Origin of the sequence: Nocardia brasiliensis NBRC 14402, assembly GCF_000308475.2 — a bacterium.
GTDB lineage: Bacteria > Actinomycetota > Actinomycetes > Mycobacteriales > Mycobacteriaceae > Nocardia > Nocardia brasiliensis.
On the sequence record NZ_BAFT02000020.1, the window covers coordinates 1 to 22673 of the forward strand.

23 protein-coding genes are annotated in these 22673 nt (G+C 68.3%); 11 read left to right on the plus strand and 12 right to left on the minus strand.

Features of this window, described 5'->3' with window-relative positions; all coding sequences use genetic code 11:
• The first annotated feature begins 46 nt into the window (after positions 1-46).
• Both TY25_RS04405 and TY25_RS40330 read left to right on the plus strand, forming a co-directional pair.
• Positions 47-898 carry a glycosyltransferase family 2 protein gene (locus TY25_RS04405; protein WP_042254279.1) on the plus strand — a complete coding sequence of 284 codons (852 nt, stop codon included), beginning with the start codon at positions 47-49 and terminating at the stop codon, positions 896-898.
• 13 nt (positions 899-911) lie between these two features.
• The gene (locus tag TY25_RS40330) at positions 912-1349 is read left to right on the plus strand and encodes a F0F1 ATP synthase subunit delta/epsilon (RefSeq protein WP_052382792.1); all 438 of its coding nucleotides are present in this window, start codon (positions 912-914) and stop codon (positions 1347-1349) included.
• A 9-nt stretch (positions 1350-1358) separates the two neighbouring features.
• On the opposite strand, the gene TY25_RS04415 is transcribed toward TY25_RS40330, so the two are convergent.
• Positions 1359-1718, minus strand: a complete 360-nt coding sequence (locus tag TY25_RS04415) for a hypothetical protein (RefSeq protein ID WP_042254369.1) — start codon at positions 1716-1718, stop codon at positions 1359-1361.
• 192 nt (positions 1719-1910) lie between these two features.
• Here TY25_RS04415 and TY25_RS04420 point away from each other — a divergent pair, with 192 nt between their 5' ends.
• Both TY25_RS04420 and TY25_RS04425 read left to right on the plus strand, forming a co-directional pair.
• Complete coding sequence (locus TY25_RS04420; protein WP_042254280.1) at positions 1911-2216, plus strand: hypothetical protein; 306 nt, start codon at positions 1911-1913, stop codon at positions 2214-2216.
• A gap of 14 nt (positions 2217-2230) precedes the next feature.
• Complete coding sequence (locus TY25_RS04425) at positions 2231-2464, plus strand: DUF6480 family protein (RefSeq protein WP_042254281.1); 234 nt, start codon at positions 2231-2233, stop codon at positions 2462-2464.
• Here TY25_RS04425 and TY25_RS04430 read toward each other — a convergent pair.
• The 8 genes from TY25_RS04430 to TY25_RS04465 are packed head-to-tail and all read right to left on the minus strand — an operon-like array spanning position 2461 to position 11857.
• Positions 2461-3813: a cation:proton antiporter gene (locus TY25_RS04430; RefSeq protein ID WP_042254282.1), complete on the minus strand. Its 1353-nt coding sequence runs from the start codon at positions 3811-3813 to the stop codon at positions 2461-2463. The two genes, TY25_RS04425 and TY25_RS04430, sit on opposite strands and share 4 nt — an antisense overlap.
• A 35-nt stretch (positions 3814-3848) precedes the next feature.
• Positions 3849-5090 (minus strand): argininosuccinate lyase 2, encoded by a 1242-nt coding sequence (locus TY25_RS04435; protein ID WP_169744319.1) that lies wholly within the window; start codon positions 5088-5090, stop codon positions 3849-3851.
• Between the two features lie 20 nt (positions 5091-5110).
• The gene (locus tag TY25_RS04440; RefSeq protein WP_042254283.1) at positions 5111-6358 is read right to left on the minus strand and encodes a methylaspartate mutase; all 1248 of its coding nucleotides are present in this window, start codon (positions 6356-6358) and stop codon (positions 5111-5113) included.
• A gap of 1 nt (position 6359) precedes the next feature.
• Complete coding sequence (locus TY25_RS04445; RefSeq protein ID WP_042254284.1) at positions 6360-7844, minus strand: hypothetical protein; 1485 nt, start codon at positions 7842-7844, stop codon at positions 6360-6362.
• Entirely contained in the window at positions 7841-9079 is a 1239-nt protein-coding gene (locus TY25_RS04450) for an ATP-grasp domain-containing protein (RefSeq protein ID WP_042254285.1), read from the minus strand. Before TY25_RS04450 ends, TY25_RS04445 begins: the two co-directional genes overlap by 4 nt.
• A complete protein-coding gene (locus TY25_RS40335; protein WP_014983910.1) occupies positions 9079-9567 on the minus strand; it encodes a cobalamin B12-binding domain-containing protein in 489 nt (162 codons plus the stop codon). The genes TY25_RS04450 and TY25_RS40335 overlap by 1 nt, the downstream gene beginning before the upstream one ends.
• Positions 9564-10811 carry an MFS transporter gene (locus TY25_RS04460; protein ID WP_042254286.1) on the minus strand — a complete coding sequence of 416 codons (1248 nt, stop codon included), beginning with the start codon at positions 10809-10811 and terminating at the stop codon, positions 9564-9566. The genes TY25_RS40335 and TY25_RS04460 overlap by 4 nt, the downstream gene beginning before the upstream one ends.
• Positions 10808-11857 carry an LLM class flavin-dependent oxidoreductase gene (locus TY25_RS04465; RefSeq protein ID WP_042254373.1) on the minus strand — a complete coding sequence of 350 codons (1050 nt, stop codon included), beginning with the start codon at positions 11855-11857 and terminating at the stop codon, positions 10808-10810. The genes TY25_RS04460 and TY25_RS04465 overlap by 4 nt, the downstream gene beginning before the upstream one ends.
• A 630-nt stretch (positions 11858-12487) precedes the next feature.
• On the opposite strand from TY25_RS04465, the gene TY25_RS04470 reads away from it, so the two are divergent.
• The 4 genes from TY25_RS04470 (at position 12488) to TY25_RS04485 (ending at position 17342) form a co-directional block, all read left to right on the plus strand.
• Positions 12488-13489, plus strand: a complete 1002-nt coding sequence (locus TY25_RS04470) for an asparagine synthetase A (protein WP_042254287.1) — start codon at positions 12488-12490, stop codon at positions 13487-13489.
• Positions 13486-14760 carry a glutamate synthase-related protein gene (locus TY25_RS04475; RefSeq protein WP_042254288.1) on the plus strand — a complete coding sequence of 425 codons (1275 nt, stop codon included), beginning with the start codon at positions 13486-13488 and terminating at the stop codon, positions 14758-14760. The genes TY25_RS04470 and TY25_RS04475 overlap by 4 nt, the downstream gene beginning before the upstream one ends.
• Before the next feature lie 29 nt (positions 14761-14789).
• Positions 14790-15704 (plus strand): ketopantoate reductase family protein, encoded by a 915-nt coding sequence (locus TY25_RS04480; RefSeq protein ID WP_042254289.1) that lies wholly within the window; start codon positions 14790-14792, stop codon positions 15702-15704.
• Between the two features lie 264 nt (positions 15705-15968).
• A complete protein-coding gene (locus TY25_RS04485; RefSeq protein WP_052382793.1) occupies positions 15969-17342 on the plus strand; it encodes a glycosyltransferase 87 family protein in 1374 nt (457 codons plus the stop codon).
• Positions 17343-17397: 55 nt separating this feature from the next.
• Here the strand turns inward: TY25_RS04485 and TY25_RS04490 are convergent, their stop codons facing one another.
• On the minus strand, positions 17398-18522 hold the full coding sequence (locus TY25_RS04490; protein WP_042254290.1) for an FAD-dependent oxidoreductase: 1125 nt from the start codon (positions 18520-18522) through the stop codon (positions 17398-17400).
• Positions 18523-18604: 82 nt separating this feature from the next.
• Between TY25_RS04490 and TY25_RS04495 the strand changes: the two genes are divergently transcribed.
• The gene (locus tag TY25_RS04495; RefSeq protein WP_042254291.1) at positions 18605-19294 is read left to right on the plus strand and encodes a TetR/AcrR family transcriptional regulator; all 690 of its coding nucleotides are present in this window, start codon (positions 18605-18607) and stop codon (positions 19292-19294) included.
• Positions 19295-19384: 90 nt separating this feature from the next.
• On the plus strand, positions 19385-20458 hold the full coding sequence (locus TY25_RS04500) for a nuclease-related domain-containing protein (RefSeq protein ID WP_042254292.1): 1074 nt from the start codon (positions 19385-19387) through the stop codon (positions 20456-20458).
• A 19-nt stretch (positions 20459-20477) separates the two neighbouring features.
• On the opposite strand, the gene TY25_RS04505 is transcribed toward TY25_RS04500, so the two are convergent.
• Together TY25_RS04505 and TY25_RS04510 are read right to left on the minus strand one after the other, a co-directional pair.
• Positions 20478-21170, minus strand: coding sequence for a hypothetical protein (locus tag TY25_RS04505; RefSeq protein ID WP_146154006.1), 693 nt, complete (start codon positions 21168-21170; stop codon positions 20478-20480).
• Between the two features lie 23 nt (positions 21171-21193).
• Positions 21194-22228, minus strand: a complete 1035-nt coding sequence (locus tag TY25_RS04510; RefSeq protein ID WP_042254375.1) for an NADP-dependent oxidoreductase — start codon at positions 22226-22228, stop codon at positions 21194-21196.
• A gap of 209 nt (positions 22229-22437) precedes the next feature.
• On the opposite strand from TY25_RS04510, the gene TY25_RS42405 reads away from it, so the two are divergent.
• A complete protein-coding gene (locus TY25_RS42405) occupies positions 22438-22605 on the plus strand; it encodes a hypothetical protein (protein WP_156055043.1) in 168 nt (55 codons plus the stop codon).
• Positions 22606-22673 lie beyond the last annotated feature (68 nt).

The following is a 22673-nucleotide window of genomic DNA, read 5'->3' on the forward strand; positions in this document are numbered from 1 at the left end:
CCGCCGTCATCGACCGGGTGGCCCGCACCGCCGCGCGGGCCGCGGCATGACTCCCCCGACCACCGTCATCACCCTGGCGGCGGGACGAACCGGCCACCTGCGCAACCAGTTTCGCGGTCTCGCCGCGAGCGGCGCACAGCCGGACGAGCACATCGTGGTGGCGATGGGCGATCCCGCCGTCCTCGACCTCGCCCGGCGACACGGCGCGCACGGCGTCTGGCTGGACGGGGAGCCGCCCCGGCTGCCCCTGGCCCGGGCACGCAATCTGGGCGCCAGGACGGCACTCGCGCGGGGCGCGGAACTGCTGGTCTTCCTCGACGTGGACTGCATTCCGAGCCCCGGCCTGCTCGGCCGCTACCAGGCCGCGGCGGACGCCGAGCCGCGGCTGCTGTGCGGCCCCGTGACCTACCTGCCGCCCGCCCCGCCCGGCGGCTACGACCTGTCCGCGCTGCACCGGCAGCGCGACCCGCATCCGGCGCGACCGGACCCACCGGCGCGGACCCACGCCGACAGCACGGATTTCGACCTCTTCTGGTCGCTCTCGTTCGCCGTCACCGCCGAGACCTGGCGCCGGGTGGGCGGCTTCTGCACCCGCTACCGGGGTTACGGCGGCGAAGACACCGACTTCGCCTACAAGGCGGCGGCCGTGGGCGCGCGCCTGCGCTGGGTGGGCGGCGCGGACGCCTATCATCAACACCACCCGGTCTCGGACCCGCCGATCGAGCACCTCGACGAAATACTCGTCAACGCAACAACTTTCCATCGTCGCTGGTCGCGCTGGCCGATGCGGGGCTGGCTCGACGGCTTCGCCGCCGCCGGGCACATCGCCTACGACGACGCGGCGCAGCGCTGGGAGCTGGTTCGCACACCCGTCGACAGCACAGCCGTCGGACATTGATAGGAGGTCAGCAATGCAACGAAGTTCCGGCCGCGACACGCGGTTGCGCACCGCCCGTGGTCTGGCGGTCGTCCTGGAGGTGCCCGGCTATCGGGAATTCGTGTTCAGTGCCGACCGGGTGCGAGTGCCCACCGTCGACGGCGTCCAGGTGCTCGAGCCGGGCCACGACCGGATGGACGTGGCTCTCGACATCGGGGTGCTCACGGTGCGGGCGGGCGCGCGGGAGTGGCTGGCGGCGCTGCACGGTGGCGAGCTACGCGCGATCGACGACGAGATCCGTTTGACGGCACAGGGATTGGAGTTCGCGGAACGGATCGACGTGGTCCGCGCGCGCACCGCGCAGACCGACGCGGCCCAGCGGCTGACCGACGATCGCTCGGATGACGAAGCCCGAGCGGCCTTGCAGCGCGCGAATGTCCGGCTCGCGGTCGCAGCGCGCGTGCACAGCTGAGCGGGCCGCTCAACTCGCGACGGCACCGCCGCCGATGCTCAGGAAGACGGTCATGAGCACGAACAGGAACCATCCCGCACCCTGCCAGATCGGCCAGTTCCGGCCGCGCCGCCACTGCTGATACGTCCGGATGAAGGCGCCGATGCCACCGAGCAGAACTACCGCGGCGGGACCGGCCAGCACCGCGGTCTTGGCCGGCGTGTCACACAACGTACTCGCCGCGGCCGCACAGGCCGCCCGATTCGCCGCCCACACCGTCGTCACCACGAACACCGCCGCCGCCACCCCCAGCACCGCCAGCACATAGGCCGCGGCCTGGCGGAACGTACCTTCGTCGGTCCACCGCTTCTCGACATCCTCGGTCCGCACCGTGCTCACCTCCCGTCGAAGCGGCTACTTCGCCGCCTGTTCAGGCACTACCCGGTGGGCTGCCGTCAAACAGGTGCGGGTCCGGCGCCGCGCGCATGATCGCGATCACACGACTTTTCCTGAACCTGCCGATTGCCGCGGCGCGGGCCGGGTAGCGCGTGACTGTGCCCAACCCGACAAGCGAGGAGGATCATGGTCAGCCACGACGTCATCGCCCAGCTCCGCCAGGACATCACGACCGCGGAGAACGCGGGTGATCAAGCCGCCACCGATCGCCTGCGCGCGGAACTGAGCGACGCGATCGACGCACTCGACAACACCGATTCCGGCGACGAAAACGCCGGCGGTCTCGCCGGTACCGGCGCCGCCCCGCAGCCGTCCGAGGCGCCCCGGCGCGCGGCCGCCGATCTCGGTCCAGGTAGTTACGACGGCACCGACGATCTTCCGGCCAATATCCCGGGCGCGGTCCCCGAGGACGCGCAGGAGCCGCCGGATTGAGGAAAGGAACGAGCATGGTTTCGATGGATCCCGATCCCGCCAAGACCCCCGGCCTGGAGCCGGGCGGCGGCGTCGCGCCGGGCACCACACCCCCGGACACACCGCAGACCTCCGGGCTCTCGGCCCCTGAGCCACGCACCCGGAACCGATTCCCGATCACCGGCATCGCGGCCATCGTCGCGGGGGCGTTGATCGTCGCGGTCTTCGCCGCGGTGGCGATCGGCCTCGTCGTCATGGCGATCGGCTAGCCGCCTCCGGACGCGGCGCGCTGCGGCAGTTCCTCACGTACGGGTTCGATGCCGCGGCGGCGCAAATCGTCGCCCGAGAGCAGCGGCCAGCCTCTACGCAGCACGTGGTCCAGCCAGAAACCGCAGGCCTGCGAGGTGAGGACGGCGGTGAGGACCAGTGTCGTGTAGAAGGTGGCGTTGATGATGCCCGCGTCGAAGGCGACGGAGGCCATGACGATGCCCGGTCCGCCGCGCGCGTTCTGCGTGATCGCGAGATTGACGATGTCGAGCCGGTTCATCCCGGCCAGCTTGGCCCCGAGACCGACGGACAGGAACACCACCAGTGAGGTGCCGAGCAGGAACCCCGCGAGCATGAGCGGGTCGAAGGTCTTGGTCAGGTCGAGCCGGTAGCCGACGATGGCGAAGTAGAGCGGGACGAAGAAATGCCCCGCCACCTCGCCGAGCGCGTGCATGGGTGCCTGAAACCGTTCCTGCTCTGTACCTTTCATCCCGCCCATGACGCCGAATCCGGCCAGCAGGGCGGCGAAGGCGAGCGTCACGTCCAGCGCCGCCGCGAGCGAAACGTAGCCCAGGAACACGACGAGCATCCATGCGATGGGCGAATTGCGCGCCACCACGTTCCATCCGGCGCGCGAGAGTTTGCGCAACACCGCGGGCATGACGGTGAGCGCCAGCAGCACGAAGCAGGCGTTCACCGCCATGTGCTCGCCGATGGTGGCGGCCAGGTCACCGCCGGCGGACATCGAACTCGCCGAAGCGATCGCGGTGGCCACGGACAGCACGCCCCACAGGGCGATGTCCTCGAGTACCGCGGAGCCGAGTTGCAGGCTGGCGAACCGGGTGTGCAGGATGCCCAGGTCATAGAAGATCTTGGTGATCACCGGAATCGAGGTCACCGCCGTGGCGGCCGCGAAGACGAGCACCACCGCGTGCGCACTGCCCGCGGTGCCGGTGAACGCGTCGAGTGGCAGCAGCGGTGCGGCGCCGAGCGCGAGAAAGAACGGCAGCGGGGTGCCGATGCCCAGAATCCAGGCGGTGGCCCTGCGGTTCTGCGATCCCAGCAGATGCTTTGCGGCACAACCCGATACGAACATCAGCAGGAGCAGGCCGAGGTGGTACAGGAAGCCGAGCAGCACCGCCCTGCTGGCCGCGTCGTCGGTGCCGAACAGCTCGGTCGCAAAGCCGGGCGCGAGCTGTCCGAGTACCGTTGGCCCGAGCAGGATTCCGGCCAGGATCTCGCCGACGACCTTGGGCTGACGCAGCTTACGGAACAGCTGCCCGAGCAGATTGGCCGCCAGCAGCAGCACCAGGACGGCCAGCAGGACCTGCCCGAGTTGCGGATTCGTCATCGAAACCTGCTGCTTTCCTGGTCGGGGCGACGCGGCTACAGCAACTCGTGCTCGAGTCGGCGTAGCGCCTGATAGCACCGCTCGATCTCGGCGGCGTCCGGGTGCACGAGGAATACGACACCGGGCGAGGAGTTGAGATCGACCGTCGGCCTGGTCAACGTCTGATCACCGATCCGGAACCGCACGCTCTCCACCGCGGGCAGTCGTTCGAGCTCGTCCCGGAGCACGGGTGCGGGCAGCGGAACCTCGCGGTGCGCAATGAGATTCACACAGCGCGCGTGCTCGCGCCGGGTGTACACGGCCGGCTGGGTGGCCAGCGCGTTGCCGCCGCCGAGGTAGCAGTCCATCGTCAGGTCCACCTGATTCACCCCGGTGCACCGATCGAGGGCACGCGGATTGGCCAGGCCGGATAATCGCGCCCCGGTCTCCAGCAGTACCGGACCTGCTGCGGTATAGATCAATTCGGTGTGCGCGGGCCCGTTCACGATGCCCAGCGCGTCCAGCACGCCCACGACGTAGTCGAGGATCTCGTCGAACCGCGGGTCCGACCGCGCGAGCAGATCCTCGTAGTCGTAGATCCTGCGGTTGTCCCGCACGGTCTTCTTGTGGCTGATCCAGGCATCGGTGAACCAGTGCATCCCGTCGCGGCTGACGGAATTGACGATGTACTCCTCCCCCACCAGATACTCCTGGGCCAGCACCGCCGCATTGGTCCGCAGCATCAGGTTCGTCTTGCCGATGATCGTGCGGACCGCGGTGCGCACCTGCGCCTCGGTATCGCTGATGAACACGTCGTCGGAGCCCGCGCTGTCGAGCGGCTTGACCACCATGCGTGCGAGCCCGGCCGCGCGCCGCCAGGCCAGCAGGTCGGCCACCTCGCTGGTCCGCCGCTGCCGCGCGGTGCGCAACCCCGCCGCGCCGACCGCCTCCAGCATGTGGAACTTGTCCCGCCGCACATGCGACAACGCCGGATCGTTGCCGCGCAGGCCCAGTTTCGCGGCGATCTCATCGGCCACTTCCACGCCGAACTCGCTGGCCGCGATGACCGCGATCGGGGCGAGTTCGGCGAGCCGGCGCATGACGTCGTCGGCGTGGTCGGTATAGGCGAAGTCCTCGGCGAACAACTCGGCGGGCAGGCTCGCCGAGAAGGTCGCGGGCAGCCGGGCCCGGGACCGGACGTGGATCAGCCGGTACCGGTGCCAGGCTTGCAGGGCGAGCAGCGCGCCCGTGGAGAACGCGTCCACCAGGACCACGGTGGACGGATTGTCTTCGGACATCGAGCTTCCCATCTGGGTGTTCACGGAATCAGGCGGCTGTCATAGCTGTTCGCGACGTGGTCGAGCATCCCGTACAGCGCGTCGGAACCGAGCCGGGCCAGGTCGGCACGACCGGCACTGGGCGGCAACGGAAGTCGGCCCAGCTCGCCCCAGCGCAACGCCCCCTGCTCGTCGAGCACGGTGGTCGCGGCGCCGAGGTTGTCGTTGTGCAGGCAGAACGGGACGTCGAGCAGCCCGGTGGCGAAGGCCCGCAGCAACGCCTCCCCGACGTCGGCGTGCAGAGCGAGCACCGTGTCGATGAGCAGGCGCGCCTCGGCGAGCACCTCGGCGAAGTACATGTCCGCGGCCGCGGAGGCCGGATCGAGCGGTCCGGCAGCCTCTTCCGCGGCCATGCGCAATGCCGCGATGTTCTCGGGCACCGACGGGATCTGCCAGGCCTCCGACACCGTCTTCACGATCATCCGCTCACAGCCGGTGGCGATGGCCAGCCGGGCGCTGTCGCGGATCAACCGGCTCGCGCCGTCGGGTGTGCGCGGGAACAGCCCCATATAGGTGTAGAACACGACGTGCCAGGTCACATCGCCGAGGTACTCGGCGGCCAGGGTCCGCAGCGCCCGCAGCGCGCCGCGGTCCTGTTCGGCCAGCGTCCCCTGCGCGTAGCTGAACGACAGGTAGCGCAACCCGTGCTGCCGGAAGAAGCAGCCCTCCAGCACGCCCATCGCCACCAGCAGCGAGGGTGGGCAGAGCTGGCCGAGCAGACAGCCACCGAAACTCTCGATATGGCCGAATTCGGTTGCGTCCGCGAGGAACCGGGTGCTCTGCGCCCACGCGTCGATGGCTTCCCGCAGCGGCAGCCTGCTGTAGGGCAGGCAGTACGAGACCGGCCCGCCCTCGGTCGCGTCCAGACCCACCTCGACCAGCCGCTGGAAGACCCGCAACGGCAGGGCGGTGCCGTGGCGCACCTGGACCGGGAAGTTCGGCCCGTACAGTCCGGCGAGCAGCTTCCTGGTCTCCGCGACCGGATGCGAGACGAGCGGGTACCCGTTCAACTCCTCGCCCGCGGCCAGACGTTCCAGCGGCGTCCGGTAGTCGCCGACGCGGGTGTAGCTGTCCAGCGTGAGCGTGCCTATCACCGGAAAATCCAGGTAGGCCACCCGGGCGAGACCGGACCGCATCGCCGACAGGCTGCCGAACCCCATGCGCGGCTGGACCACCAGCTGCCCGGCCGCGGCCCGGTCCGCCACGAATCGATCGAAGTACCCGGCCACGTCACCGGCCCGAGATCAGCTCTAGCGTCGGCAATCCGGACCGCGGGTCCACCGTGTGCACCTGGGACTTGTGCGGATCACCCGCGCGCACCTTGGCCATCACGGTGTCCCCGGCCGCGAAATCGACCAGGGCACTGCGATAGAGCGTGCGCAGATGGGCGACGGACAGCCCGGACACCTCGGTCAGCCACGCGGCGGCACGGTCGTCACCGGACTCGCCGCGCAGCACGGCGTGCAGAGCGGGTACGTCGCCGAGCCGCTCGGGATGGCAGCGTTCGACGAATTCCGCAAGGCGCGCACCCTCGTTCGTGAACGGCGAGAAGACCAGCGCGACCAACGCGTCCTCGCCCAGCCCGAAGGCCTTCTCCGCGAACGCCGCGGCCACCTCCCGTCGTTCCACGATCTTCTCCGGCGAGTCGTAGCGGGCGAGGGCCAGCTCGATGAGCTGGTCGGGCATCTCCTTCTTGCGCATCATCGTCGCGGCGAATTCCAGATACTCGGTGATGCCCGCCTGATAGGTGCGGCCCTCCACGTACTGCACCCGCAGGCCGCGCAGGTGCGCCATGAGAGTCGGGTTGGCGCAATCGGATTCGGTGAAACTGAAGGCCAGATCGTCGAACCGGAAACCGAGGAAATCGACGATCAGGTCCCAATGGTCGTGCACCCGATAGCTCACCAGGTCGTAGATGGAGACGAAGGTCGGCTGCACCGAGCGATCCCCCACCGCGACCTCGCGCTCGGCCGGTTCCTGCTCGGCGGCGCCGAACAGCTCGTGGAAGTAGGCGTCGCCGACCCCGCGCAGCGCCTGCAGCAGGTCCTGGAACGTCATGCCCTTGCGCTGTACGTCGATGCCGATTCCCTTGGCCAGCCGCAGAATCCACGCCGCGTACAACGCCTGTTCCCGGCGCGAGTCGCCGGTCATGATCGCGTCGACCCCGCCCTGCCACCAGGCCGCGCGACCGTAGAAGTCGGCTACCGCCAGGTTGCAGCTGTTGCAGAAGGTGGGTCGGCCGTCGCCCGCCGAGCGGTGCCCGTTCATCAGCACGTCGAGCCGGTTTATCGCCACCAACTTGTCGGGCAGCGGCAGATCTACTCGGAAGCGGCGGATCTCGGTGTGGTCGATGGTGAGCAGTTCGGCCCGTTTGTCGGTCAGCAGACCCAGCGCCGAATACACCCGATCGATGTTCTCCATGACCGCGCCGACCACGCCGGCATGGCGCATGTTCGCCACCCGCATCAGGAACGTACTGCCGTGCGCGAGTTGCAGATGCAGCTGTACGGCACGCACGAACGCGACGACGTAGGTGCTGTCCTTGCCGCCGCCGTAGGCGACCATGACCTTGTAGCCGTCGAGGCGGTCCACCCCGCCCGCGGCCTCGACCAGCTTGTCACCGACCGCCGCGACGCCGAGTTTCTCCTCCTCGGTGAGGAATCCGATCAGCTGCTCGTAGCGTGTCCGATCGTCGATACCATGTGCACTGTTCACAGCGATTCCGCCTCGAAGTCGAAGTTCTCGATGATCTTCCGGATGCCCGCCTCGACGACGTGCTCGTCCTCGTGCAGCAAGATGAATCGCCCGCGATGCAATGCGTCGTAGGCACCGCCGGGCGCCAGCACCTGCCCAGGCGCGGGCAACAGCTCCCGCCAGAGCGCCGGTACCTGCTCCCGCATCGAGGACGCGCGCACCACCCGCTCGGCGTGCTTCTCGGATTTGGGCATGATCAGCCAACCCCCGGAGGCGTCGGCGTAGTCGGGGACCTGCGGGACCGGGTCACCGGCCAGCGTCCGCAGGAACATCTCGTACAGGTTCACCCCGAACACCCGGTACAGCAGGTGCGGGACCTCGGCGCCGCCCACCCGTCCGCCGATCTCGAGGAACACCGGATCACCCGCCGGGGTGATGAACACCTCGAGGTGAAAAGGCAAGCGGCGCAGGTCGAGTGCGGACACCACCTGCTGGCAGAAGTCCTCGAGCATGGTCCGTCGCGGCGAGGACCGCAGCAGGACCGAGCCCAACGGCTCGCCCTGGGCAAAGGACAAGCAGTCGTTGATATACCGGGAGACGGCCTGGAACACGACGTGGGCGTGGTCGTCGGCGAAGCCGTCGATATGGTAGATCTCGCCCGCGACGAACTCCTCGACCTCGTAGCCGGACAGGTCCAGAACGTCCAGTGCCGCCTCGAGTTCCGCGTCGTCGTCCACCCGGCGCACGCCGATGCTGGCGGCGGCGGCGAGCGGCTTGAGGATCAGCGGATAGCCGCGGTCGGCCGCGAACGCGCGCACCTGTTCGGCGCTCACACAGGAAGCGAAGCGCGGCACCGGAATTCCCGCCTTCTCCAGCACCTGCTTCATTCGGACCTTGTCCCGGTAGACCGCCACCTCGTCCAGTGACGGCCCCGGAATGCCCAGTTGCGCACGGACTTCGGCCGCGATCTCCAGTGTGAATTCCGACAGCGCGATCAGCTCGTCCACCGGGCCGACCCGCTCGATGATCTCTCGCACGGCCGCACCGAGCGCCGCCACGTCGTTGACGTCGGCGACCCGCACCTGCCACGCGATCTTGCCCGGATCGATCAGCACGCCATCGGCACCGGGACCGTCCACGACGTAGCTCACCCGGTTCGCTTCGTGGTCGATGAACTCCTCGTAGCGGGTGAGTTCGTTGTCCCAGCGAATCCCGTCGAAGAACCGTGGCCACCGGTTGACGATGACGATATGCATCAGAAGACCTCTCGCGTTTCCGCGTTCTCGCTGTCCCACGGCGTGATTACGGCGCGATCCGCGCGCCAGGCCGAAAACCCTTGGGCCATACCGAAACGCAGGAAACCCCGGAAGCGATCGATGGCGTCGTCACCGAGGAACACATCGGTGTAGCCCAGTTCGAGCAGCTCGCGCCGCACCCGGTCGTCGTCGGACACCGCGGTGGTCAGCTTGCCGCCGATGGCGCACGGCACCTCGAGTCCGCGTTCGCGCAGTGCGGACAGCAGTACCTGGGCACCGTGGAACCCGTGACCGTTGACGCTCGACACGACCAGCAGATCGGGGCGATCGGCGCGGATGGCCTCGGCCACGCTCTGCACCGGCGTGCACGTCCCGAGGTTGCGCACCTCGGCGCCGTGCTCCTCGAGCAACTTCTGCAGATAGACCAGATTCCAGAGATGAGAATCGGATTCGACGGTGCTCAGCACGCACCGGAAAGTGGCATTCATGTCACGACCTCGACGTTAGCGTTCTCGCGGGCCAGGAGTGCTTTACGGAAGCTGGCCATCGTCAACGGCAGGAATACCGCGCCGAACAGGCAGAGCAGGCAGCCCAGCCACAGCGCAAGTCGTTGGGGGCCGATGGTGGCGCCCAAGCCACCGATCAGCAGACCCGCGATCGGATAGGACAAAAGGTTGAGCAGATAGAACGGCCCCATCACCTTGCCGAGATGTTGGCCGGGTATCACCTTCACCCGCTGGGTGCGGTTGTAGATGTTGTAGAGCGCGTCGCCGACGAGCATCGCGACGAAGGCGGGCGCGTAGATCCAGTAGGACGGGGCCAGCGCCGCGATCAGGAACGCGACGCACATCAGCCAGAACCCGGTGGCGCCAATGGGTTCCACGCCGACACGGCGCAGCAGCGCGGGCATCAGCAGCAGGTTCAGCAGCCCGGTGACGCCGACCGCCGCGTTCAGCAGACCGTACGCGGAGTCGGGCGCTTCGAAGACGTCGGTGACCAGGGCCGCGTTCGACACGATCAACACCCCCACCACCAGATTGATGGTGAAGTTGAGGATGCCGAGCAGCAGGACCGGCCGGATGCGCACCATGAGCTGCCATCCGATGGCCAACTCCGCCAGCACCTTTCGGGCCGCCCACTCCACCCGTTGCCGGGTCTGCGGGCGAGGCAGCGGCAGCCAGGTCAGCGCGCTGATGCCGAAGGCGGCGGCCGCGACGAGCAGCAGCCACAGCTTGCCGAGGAACGCCGCGGCCACGATCGCCAGTGCGGGCCCGAGCGCCATGGCGAGCAACTCCATGTTCTGCACCAGCGACTGCACCGTAGCGATCTGGGAGTCCTTGGCCAGCTGGGGCACCATCCGCTCGATCGACATCCGGATCGGCGCCACACACACCGACAGGAAGGCACCGCCCGACATCAGTGCGGGCACCATCCAGTCGGGCTGGACGACGCAGACGAACACGACGGTCAGCAGGATGAGCGCCCGCAGCACCGCGACCCGGGTGAACAGCCTGGCCCCGCCGTCCCGGTCGGCGAGCAGACCGGCGAACGGGTAGGCGATGAGGGCGGGCGCCCATTCCAGCGCGAAGGCGAAGCCCAGCGTGGACACCTGCTTGGTGTCGTGAAAGATCAACAGCGGCACCGCGAACAGCACCACTTGCTCGGCGACCAGGCCGAGCAGAACGCCGGTACCGAACAGCGCGCTGTGCCGCGGCACCGCTCGCGGCGTCATGCCGGCCGTCTCTCGTGTTCCCGGATCAGCGGCAGCACGTGGGTGTAGAAGATCCGCATCTCGTCCCTGGTCGGCCAGCCGGAGAAGATGAACTCGCTGACCCCGTGCGCCTTGTACTCGTAGAGGTAGTCGGCGACCTCCTGATAACTGCCGACCACACACAGCGCGGGCCCGCCGCGATACGGCACGAAACCGGAGTAGATCATCGGCGAGAGCCAGTCCCCGTCGGCCTGTTCGGCCAGCCGGAAGGAGGTCTTGACGGCCTCGGAGTCCGAGGCCGCGACAACCTCGGCGACCCACGCCTTGTGCGCCTCGTCCGGGTTCTCCTGCATGGCGGCGAGATCGGTGAGCGCCTGCTCCCGGGTCTCCCTGGCCAGCACGTGCATCCGGGTGCCGACCCGAATGCCTTTGTCCAGCACCGGCCTTGCCGCGGCGCCCATCCCCTCGGGGGTGTCGCCGTAACGCAGCCAGCAGTCGCCGAACATGGCGGCAGTCTCCTGCGCGACCCCCGACGCGCCGCTCAGATAGATCTCGGGCCGGCCGCCGTCCTTGTAGCCGAGGCCGAGCGCCGCCTCTTTGATGACGTAGTGGTCGCCCTCGTAGGTCAGCGGCTTCTCGCCACGCCAGAACCGATGGCAGATCTCCAGGAACTCCTGAGTGCGGGCGTACCGTCCGTCGTGCGCGACGAAATCGCCGTAGCCCGCCTGCTCGGCCGGGGAGATGCCGGCGACCAGGTTCAGCGAGATCCGCCCGTTCGACATCCACGAGATCGTGTTCACCACCTGGGTGAACAGCGTCGGCGACAGCAGGCCGGGGCGGTAGGCGAGGATGAAGGTGACGTTCTCGGTCTCCCGGACCAGCGCGCCGATCATCGGCAGCGGATCGGGCATGTAGTCGGCGATGCCCATCAGCAGGGAGTCGACGCCGAGCGCGTCGGCCTCCTGCACGAAGGAGACCATGCCGTCGAAGTCGAGTTCGCCGACTCGATACTTCTCGGTGGCTTTTTGCTGCCCGCTGTCCAGCGGCGCACACCAGTGGAACCTCAACTCGCCCCGATCGGCCTCACGTGTGTGAGACAGCGGAGCAAAGTTCGTACGGTCGTAGTTCATTTTTATCGGGATTCTCTTCCGGTATCGCAGCGGAGGCTGGAGAAGGTGCTCAGCATCAATTCGGACAACGACTGATCCAAGTCCACCCTCTCAGAATTCACACACCCGGAGCTGCACCCCCCAGATGCTCCCGAAGGGAAGTCGCACCCCATTCCAACTCCCCGGCCCTGTTAAAGCCAAGTTACCTCGGCCCACACCGGCTGTCAAAGGGAAGCAAGAAACCCTCGCCACCTCGGATTCCGCAATTCGAGCGGAAATGATCTTGCGCGCCAGACCCCCCGGACGGGGGGTGGACAGGACGATCTCCCAGGGGGAGAATGGGCCAGTGACCAGTGCATATGTAGCCAGTCCACAGAGAACGGGGGGTTCTATGAAAGCTTCCAAGCAATAGTTTCCCGCCAGTTACCGTGTATTCGGATATACGTTATCGCATAGCGGACCAATTGCACACGAGGGGACGGGCGTAAATAAAAGGCGCAATCGCGGATCGACGGCTCGACGCTGGGGCTCGAGCACGCTTTCCGATAATTCCGCTACACCCGCACGGACTATTGAACGGATGGAACTTTGCCCGAAACGACGGAACCCGCGAGATCGGCTCTACCACTACCGCGCGCGCATCTCACCTCGAAACGAACCATTGCCGCACTGACGGTGCAGGCCCGTTTCCTGGCGGCCGCGCGGGAATTCTTGACAGCCGAGGGCTTCACCGAACTGCTGCCACCCATCATCGGCCCGGTGACCGATCCGGGCGCCCGCGGCGCGAAACAGGTGGACATCGACTACTACGGTCACCGCTACAAGCTGATGACCAGCGGCATCCTCTACAAGCAGGCGTCGCTGCTCGCCTTCGAGAAGATCTTCCACGTGGCGCCGAACGTACGCCTGGAACCGCTGGAGACCGCGGTGACCCACCGCCACCTCGCGGAGTTCCACCAGCTCGACGTGGAGATCGCGAACGGATCCCGCGAGGACGCCATGGACGTGGCCGAGCGCGTGACGAAGTACGCGGTGGAATACGTCCTGAGCAACGCCCAGACCGAGCTGGAGGTGCTCGGCCGCGATCTCGAACAGTTGAAGCAGGTGATCGCGGGACCCTACGGCCGCACGCGCCACACCGCCGCGGTGCAGCAACTGCGCGAGCTCGGCTACGACCAACGCGAGCACACCGAAATCGATTGGGCGGGTGAGGAAATCATTTCCGCGGCGGCCACCCGCCCGTTCTTCATCACCGATTACCCGAAGGGCTCGCGCGGCTTCTACGACAGCGAGAACCCCGAGGAGCCCGGCATGCTGCGCAATTTCGACCTGATCTTCCCCGGTGGATTCGGCGAGATGATGAGCGGCAGCGAGCGCGAGTCGGACTATCGCACGCTGCTCACCCGAATGCGCGAAACCGGTGAGAATCCGGCGAAATACGAGTGGTATCTCACCCTCGCCCGCGAAGGTCTTTCGCCCAGTGCGGGTTTCGGGCTCGGCGTGGAGCGGTTCACTCGTTTCCTGGCCGGGCTGGACGCGGTCTGGCAGGCCACCGCCTACCCCAAGGTGCCTGGGGAGCCCAGGCCATGAGCATGCTGTCGGCGCCCGGTTTTCCCGAGCGCGAGGTGCGGGCGCGGGCGCGGGCGGCGGCGGGCGCGGTGTTTCCCGACGACGCGCACTACGGCTCCCGGCTGTTCGGGCAAGGCCGAGCGGAGGCGCCGCACGCGGGCAGCATCGATGCGATCGATCGGGCCCGGCTGGTGCCGCCGGTCTTCGTGCCACTGCGCGAGGAGAAACTGTTCGACCTCGGCCGCGAGCCGCTGGCCGGTGACGTCGACCTGAGCACCACCATCGGCGGCCTGCGCTCGGCGTTGCCGGTGTATATATCGGCCTTCGGTTCGACCGCGGTGGCCGACGGCGATCTGGGCGTGGCGGTGGCCGCGCAGGCCGGCGCGGCCGGGGTGCCGATGGTGATCGGCGAAAACATCGTTCCCGTATCGGGTTACGGACGGATGGTGGCGGAAGCGCCGAGCTCGCTGCTGCGCCGGCTCACCGAATACACCAAACGCGCGGCCGACGACGCCGGCGGCGTGATCGTGCAGCAGAGCACCGAGGACGCCGACGCCGAAGTGTGGAACCTGGTGTACAGCGACCCGTCGAGCGAGCCACTGCTGGCCAGTGGGCGTTTGGCGTTCGAATTGAAGGTAGGGCAAGGCGCGAAGCCGGGTGTCGGCGGCATGACCCTCGTCCCCAGAGCACGTGCCGCCGATCTTTCGGCCCAGTACGACATCGTGGACATCTACGACACCGCCGACGCCCCGATGCTGCGCTGTGCCACCCCCGGCACATTCACGCCGGAAATTCTGCGGCAGCAGATCCGGTTGATGCGCAACAACTATCCGCGCTGCCGCGTCTGGGTGAAGCTGCCGCCTGCCCGGGACGTGGGTGAGGCGGCGGAGGTCGCGTGGGCGGCGGGCGCCGACGCCGTGACGGTCGACGGCGCGGAAGCAGGCACCGGCTGGGCGCCGCACGGCTTCCTCGACCATGTCGGCCTGCCCTTGGCCGAATGCCTGCACCGAGTCGCGGGGCGCGACCGGCAGGGCCGCAGCCTGCTGGTCTCCGGAAGGTGCTGGGAGGGAACCCGAGTCGTCAAATGCCTGGCGCTCGGCGCTTCCGCCGTCGGCCTGGGGCGGGCCGCCCTGGTGGCCGCCGACGAGAACGCCGATCATGGACTGACGAACCTGCTGTCCGCGTTCGAGTTGGAACTGCGGCTGCTGATCAGCGCCCTCGGGAAATACCGGGTCACCGACGTGGCGGCCGAGGACATCTGGTTCTCCGCGACCGACGAAAGGATCCCATGAACGCAGTGCAGCCAGGCACCAGGAACACAATGTCGCCATGGCGGGTGGCGGTACTCGGCCCCGGCGGTGTCGGCGGGCTGGTGGGCGCGCTGCTGGCGCGGGCCGGGCACCGCGTGCTCTTTCTCGGTGGCGAGGCGACCACCAACGCCGTGCGCGAACACGGAATCCAGGTACGCAGCGCGCTTTTCGGCGACTTCACCGCGAAAGCCGAGGCGGACACCGAGCTGCGGGAACCCGTCGACCTGTGCCTGGTGACGGTGAAACAGAATGTGCTCGGCGACGCCGTCGAACGGGTCTGCCCCGACCTACTCGGCGACGGTCTGGTGCTGCCGCTGCTCAACGGCATCGAACACCCGGCCGCCCTGCGGGCGCGGTACCGGCCGGAACTCGTTGTGCCCGGGGTGATCCGAGTGGCCTCGACCCGGGTGGCCCCCGGCGTCATCGAGCACGGCAGCCCGTTCGTGGAGATCGATCTGGCAAGTGCCGCAACGCCGTCCGAACGCCTCACCGCACTCGCCGCCATGCTGGACGAGGCCGGGGTAACGGCCACGGTCCGCCCGGACGAGGCCGCGATGCTCTGGGGCAAATTGTTCTTCCTCGCGCCGTTCGCGCTGCTGAGTACGCGGCACCGGTGTCCGGTCGGCGAGCTGCGCACCGCGCATCGCGGCGAACTGGTCGACGTCGTCACCGAGATCGCCGCGGTGAGCCGGGCGGCGGGCGTGCCCGCCGACGTCGAGGCGGCCCTGCGGTTCTACGACACTTTCCCGCCGGAGGCCAAGTCGTCGATGCAGCGCGACGCCGAGGCCGGTCGGCCCCTGGAACTCGACGCCATCGGCGGTGCACTGCTGCGCATCGCCGCGCGGCACGCCGTGCCCGCGCCGCTGACCGAGCGATTGGTCGCCGACCTGACACCGCGGAGCGACGGGTCGGCGTCCGCCCGCTGACCCACGCTGCCGGCGACTGGGTAGCCGGCCGAGCAGCCCCCTCCGACCTCGTCGGAGGGGGCTGTTTCGCGGTGTGGCGTGCTCTCGCCGAGCGCTGCTCGAGTACCGGTCCAGCCGGCTCGCCGAAGATGCGGTTAAAGTATCGGGGCTCTACTACGAATACCCAGCGTGTGTCACCGTAGGAATAGGAGCTCGAATTGTTGCAGGCAGGTCAGTTTCCCGCGATAGCGTATCCGTTCCGCCGCACTCCGCGTCGCTAGACCGTTGGCCGTCGAGGAGAAGGTTTCCCGCGCGGACAATGGCGTCGGCATCGTGACGTTGACGCTCTGCGCAATTGCCGCCGTTGTCGTGCTGGTCTGGCATGTGTTCGCGCTGCCTATCGGGAACGGATATTACGGACTGTTCGGCAACAATGTCGACCTGTGGGTCTACCGAGCGGGCGGTGACGCCCTGTTGCAGGGCAGCGGGCTCTACGCCGGGCCCGTGTTCTTCGAAATGGAGTTCACCTACACCCCGTTCGCCGCGCTCGCGTTCGTGCCGCTCACGCTCATGAGTTTCGGCGTGACCGAAATTCTCTGGTGGATCGCGATATTCGCGGCCCTGGTCGGGATCGTCCGCTGCTGCCTGCGCACCCTCGGCTATCCGAATACCCGGCGTACCTGGGTTTTCGCGGTACTGCTCGCGGTGGTCTGCACCTCGTTCGAGCCGGTGCGGACCACCATCTGGCTCGGCCAGATCAACGTTTTCCTGGTGTTACTGGTCCTCTGGGACCTCACGCGCACGCGCTCCGCGGCGCGCGGCATCGGCGTGGGCATCGCCGCCGGAATCAAGCTGACCCCGGCCTTCTTCCTGGTCTACCTCGCGGGCACTCGGCAGTGGCGCACCTGGCGGATCACCGCCGCGACCCTGCTGGCTACCGTCGCGATCGGCTTCCTCGTGCGGCCGGCCGATTCGTGGAGTTACTGGGGGCAGCAGTTCACCCGGTCGGGTCGCGTCGGTCTGGTCGATTCACCGGCCAATCAATCCGTCAACGGGTTTCTCGCACAAATGCTGAGATTTTATGACGTGCAACGTTTCTCGTCGCCGCTGGGCACCACGACGGTCTATCAGCCGCCGCTGTGGATGTGGCTCGCGGTGACCGTTCCGGTGGCCGCCCTCGGAATGGCGGCGGCGGTCGCCGCTTTCCGCCGGCGCAACGAACTACTCGCGATCACCCTGACCGGAATGACCTCGGCCTGCGTTTCCCCTTTCTCGTGGGGACACCATTGGGTCTGGTTGGTGCCACTGTTCGTCCTGACCTTGCACCACGCCCGCACCGCGCACACGAAATGGCGTTTCCTGCCCGCCGTCGCGGTGCTGGTTCCCAGCTTCTGCTGGTGGTGGAACTATTGGGGCGGCCCAGCCCAATTGGAAGCGCCGCACCCCATCGGCATCGGATTCTTCATGCTCCCCCGCGACGCCCCCGAATGGTGGATCCACGCCCTGGTCCCGCTCTACTCCGGCTGTTATCCGCTCATCCTGATAGCAACCGCCACGTACGTCCTCGCTACAGCGCGAACCGTGCCTGCCCGAGTTCCGCGCCCTGAACCGCAGGCACCGATCCGACCGCTACCTCTGAACGCACCGGCTACCTCTTGAGCATCGGCAGCGTCGACAGCGGGTGACCGCGGATCCGCTGCACGCCGATCAACCGTCACCTCTGTTCGAGGAACATATCGCGCAGTGCCTCGGCCGGGTTGTCGCCGACCATGCCGCCGAAGAATTCGACGGCCTCGGCCGCGATCGCGGTGCTGCGGGCGAACATGGCCTGCTCGTACTCGGCGAGCGCGGCCTCGATGTCGCCGGAGTGGGCGGCCAGGGCTTGCCCGAGTTCCGCGCCGTCGAGCATCGCCAGATTCGCCCCTTCACCATTGGGGGCTACGAGATGCGCCGCGTCACCGAGCAGCGTCACTCCCGGCATCCGCTCCCAGCGGAACTTCCCGGGCAGCATGTAGTGCGGCCGGAACACGGGCACGCTGTCGGCCTCGGTGATCAGCGCGGTGAGCTCTGGTGCCCACCCGTCGAATTCGCGCGCGACGCGGGCGATGGCCGCGGGGGCGTCGGCGAAATCGATGTCGGCGAACCACTCCAGCGACTCCCGCAGCACAACGTAGGTGTGCAACGTGTCGCCCCGTTCCCGGTGCGCGTGGATCTCCCGCGCCGGCCCCGGTGCGATCAGCGACCCGCCGCCGACCGTCCGCGCCGCCACCGGGTGCCGGGTGTCCGCCTCGAACAGGTACGTCTCGACGAACGCCTCGCCGACATATTCCGGCACCGCCGGGGACAGCAGCGACCGGACCTTCGACCACGCCCCGTCCGCGCCGACCAGCAGGCGCGTGCGGATCGGGTCTCCCGCCGCGAAGCTCACCTCGTAGTCGCCCGGATCGACGGCGCGCACGCCGGTGACCTTGTGCCCCCAGCGCACGGCACCGGACGGCAAGGAGTCGAGCAACAGCTGCCGCAGGTCGCTGCGCTGGACCTCGGGCCGTCCACCCGACCCGTCGTCGGGCTTCTCGAACAGCACGGTCCCGTTCGAGTCGAGGACCCGCAGCGCCTGCCTGCCGTCGAGCACGAGCCCGCGGAACTCGTCCAGCAATCCGGCCGCGGCGAGCGCGATCTGCCCGTTGTAATCGTGAATATCGAGCATCCCGCCCTGCGCGCGTGCCGTCGGCGAGGCCTCCGCCTCGTAGACCGTGGCGGGCATGCCGTGCACGTGCAGCACGCGAGCCAGCGTGAGGCCGCCCAGCCCCGCGCCGATGATCGTGACCGGTGTCGTCATGAGGATTCCTTTCCAAGCCTTATGGAACGCCGTTCCATAAGACCATGTTGGAACAACGTTCCAGGCATGTCAAGATGGGCTGGTGGCGACCAAGAAGCAGCGGGCCGAGCGACGCACGGACGCACTGTCGAAGCAGCGGATCGTCGAGGCCGCCGTGGCCCTGCTCGACACCACCGGCGAGAGCGGCTTGACCTTCCGGGCCTTAGCCGAGCGGCTCGCCACCGGCGCGGGCGCGATCTACTGGCACGTTGCGAACAAGGACGAATTACTCGCCGCCGCCACCGAGGCCGTGGTCGCCGCCGCCCTCGCCGTCGAGCCGAGCGGCCCGCCGAGCACACCGCAGGACGAGATCCGGGCCGTGGCACTCGGCCTGTTCGACGCGATCGACGAACATCCCTGGCTGGCAACCCAACTCGCGCTCCACCTGTCCCGCGCCCCGATGGGACCGGTGACACCCCGCCTCTTCGAACGCATCGGCCGTCCGGTGCGTGCCCTCGGCACACCCGAAAGCAGTTGGTTCACTGCGACTTCGGTGCTCGTGCATTACATCCTCGGCGCGCTCGGCCAGAACTCCGCCAGCGCCCGCGCCCTCGGCCCCGCCACGGATCGTGCCCGATTCCTCGACACCGTGGCCACGGCTTGGGAGAATCTCGACCCCGACGAGTACCCGTTCACCCGCGCCATCGCCGAGCAGGCCCGCCAGCACGACGATCGGGAACAATTCAGCACCGGCATCGACCTCGTGCTGCGCGGTATCGCCGCAATCTCCTGATCGAACCGGCTCGGACCGATTGAAAGCGGCTGGACGGGTTACTGTTCAGACGGTAGTGATTCGGGGCTCGGTACGAGGAGATCCAACGCCATGCTGGTGCTCAACGGCGCTCGGGACGACATGCCGGAGCCGCAACGGCTCGTCATCGACTGGCTGCACACCTGGACCGGGCCGTATTTGATTCCCGGCGTTGCGATCTCGGGTTACTCGCTACCAGAGGGCCCGGCGACCGATCTGCTGGTGATCACGCCGAACGCGTGCATCGTCATCGAAGTCGAGGGAATGCTGCTGAAAGAGAGCGGCACACTGCGCTGTCCCGCCGAAGAGCGCTGGCAGCTGACGGGTTTCGACGGCGACCCGGTGCGGGTTCCGGCGGGCGACCCGAACCCGCTCCCGCGGGTACACGCCGCGATGGACAGCCTGGCACAGCATTTGGCGAGTGCGGCGGACATCGACACGAACGTCACCGGCCTGGTGCTGGTGCTGCCACAGGTCGGTACCGCCGTCACGGCAGACCCGGGGGGACCGTTGCCCGCGGGGATCGAGGTGCTCGCCGGGGAACTCCGGGAACTGCGCGGTTGGTTCCGCACCACCGCCCGCCGCGAGATCGCGTGGACCGCCGAACAGGTGCGAGCCGCGTTGGCGGCGTTGCACTTCGCCGATGCGGTCACCGTCGCCCAGCTGGCCGCGGAGGGGTTCCGCAGCGCGGAGGCCGACAAACCACCCGCACCGACGCACGCTCCCCCGGTCTCCCCCGGCCCGCCGCCGACCCTGCCCGGCCCCGCCGACGCCCCGCCGACCGCGGAACCGATCCCGGCGCCGCTGTCGACCACCGGCGCGGCGCGCGCCAAACGCCCCGTCGGCAAACCCGAATCCACCAAAACCAGGTCCGCCAAAACCGGTTCCGCCAAACCGCGCGCGAACCGCGGCCCGCTACTCCTGGCGATCGGGGCCGTGGCGGCGGTGCTGATCCTCGGCGGCGCCATCTGGCTCTTCGCGAAATCCGGCCCGGCCATGGGTCCGCCCGACACCGGCAACCACAGCGTGACCGAGCCGCCGCCGCAACTGCCGATCGAAGTCCCGCCGCCCACCTCGGAGCCCACCACCGAAGCGCCGTCACCACGTACCCCGCAGGGCTGCTTCCCCTTCCAGCCGGACTGCTGACCGGCCCGCCTGCGCGGTGTCAGGCCGGGTCGGTGATCAGGTGGAGGTAAGCGGTGTCCAGGGGCATGTCGACGGCGAACCAGGCGGCGGGGCGGTCGTCGTCGCGGGGGCACCATGCGGTGGCGATGCACAGGCGGGCCGCTTCGGCGGGGCTCAGGTCGGGGAGGTGCCAGGCCACGCGGGCCGGGTCCGCGTACCGCACGCCGTAGTCGGCGCTGCTGTCGTCTTTCGGGAGCAGGCGCGCCCAGCGGTAGGGAAACAGCCGGCCGTCCTTGGCCTGCATGGCGAGCAACTCGGTGTCGGGACCGCCGATCGACACCATGAAATGTTCGTTCTCGACACTCACCGCCGCGAGGCATTCACCGGAGTCCGGGCCGCCGTACGCGTCGGCGGGCAGGTCGGTCAGTTCGGCCACGACCACCAACCCCGGCACGGTCGCGTGCGCCTGCACCTGCCAGATGCCGGCCCACACCGGAATCGGCGCGCCACCGTCCCACGGCGCCACGTCGACGCTGCCGAGCAACAGGTCGATCGTGGCGGCCGCCTGTTGCCACCGGTGTAGATGTGTGCCATTGGGCAAGCGCCACAGCGCATTCGATTCCGCGGGCAATGCTTCCGAGCCGATCCGGACGGAGAACTCGACGGTGCCGAGCGGCGTGTCGACCACGGCGGGTCGACGGTCTACCTGAGCCAGGTCGTCGGTAGGAAGCATGCGCCCATCATGCAGGTCCGGGTTCAGGCCGATTCGACCCGGACGAGTTGCTTGCCGATGTTGCTCCCTTCGAACAGACCGCGCAGCGCCGCGGGCGCGGCTTCGAGACCGTCGACGATGTGCTCGGCTACGAAGATTTTCCCCGCCGCATGCCATCCGGACAGTGCGCCGAAGGCCTCGGGGAAGCGGTCCACGTAGTCCAGGACGATGAAACCTTCCATCCGCGCGCGCTGCATCATCAACTCCGGGTAGTTGCGTAACGCGTACGCCGCGCCGCCGGCGGTGTAGCCCGAGGCGATGCCGCCGCACAGCACCACCCGGGCCTGCCGCGCGAGATGGGCCAGCCCGTCGTCCAGGATGCTGCCGCCGACGCTGTCGAAGAACACGTCGATGCCCGCGGAAGCGGTGTCGGCCAAGCGTTTCCGCACATTCTCGTGCTTGTAGTCGATGGCGACGTCGAAACCGGCGCGCTCGGTGAGCCAGGCGCACTTCCGCGGTCCGCCCGCGATCCCGATCACCTTGCAGCCCAGGGCCTTCGCGATCTGCCCCGCGACAGATCCGGTGGCTCCCGCCGCGGCGCTGACCACCACCGTGTCGCCCGCGCCCGCCCGGCCGATGTCGACCATGCCGAAGTACGCGGTCAATCCGGTGACCCCGAACAGGCTCAACATCAGCTTGGGGTCGACGCCGCCGGGCACGATGTTCAACCCGAACAGTCCTTGCCCCGAAGCCACGGCGTAGTCCTGCCATCCGACCATGCCCGCGACCCACGCACCGACCGGATAGTCCGGATGGTTCGACGCGACGATCTCGCCGACGCCGCTGCCGCGCATCACCGTGTCGAGCGGCACGGGATCGATGTAGTTGTCGCCGTCGTTGAGCCAGCCCCGCTGGGTCGGGTCGATGCCGAGCCAGTGCACCCGCACCAGCGCTTCGGCCGGGCCGATCTCCGGCACGGGTGCGTGCAGCAGCTCGAAGTCGCTGTCGCGCACCACATCTACGGGACGACGTCGCAATATCCATTGCCGGTTACCGAGTTCGCGGGGGACAGCAGCCATGTCACCGAGTGTGTCAGTGCGGGCAAATCCTTTTGTGATCACCACCAGCATCGGTGCGGCCGGGTTGTGTCGGCGCCAAAGGTTTCCCACTTTGTGGGCAGTCGGCTCGCGCACCCGGGCGTGCCGTGAAAACATCTGCGCCAGTTGGCTGCCGGAGTGCGGGGACCGGGACCGCATCGTTGTACAGCCGAGAATTCGAGGGAACGACAATGCTCTTGTGGGCAACCATCGCAGGCGCCGCGCTCATCGTGCTGCTACTGCTCGCCGCGACCGCGCGGGCCATGGATCCGCAGAGCCGCGCCGAACGCCGTCGCCGCCACGACCCCGTACCCCAGCACCAGTGGCCGCAGACCCGGCACCCCGGCTCGCGCCCGTAGTCCACCCGCTCCAGCGGTGCCCGGGCACGGGTCGGCCGACCGGACACGAGCACACCGGGTAGCCTGCG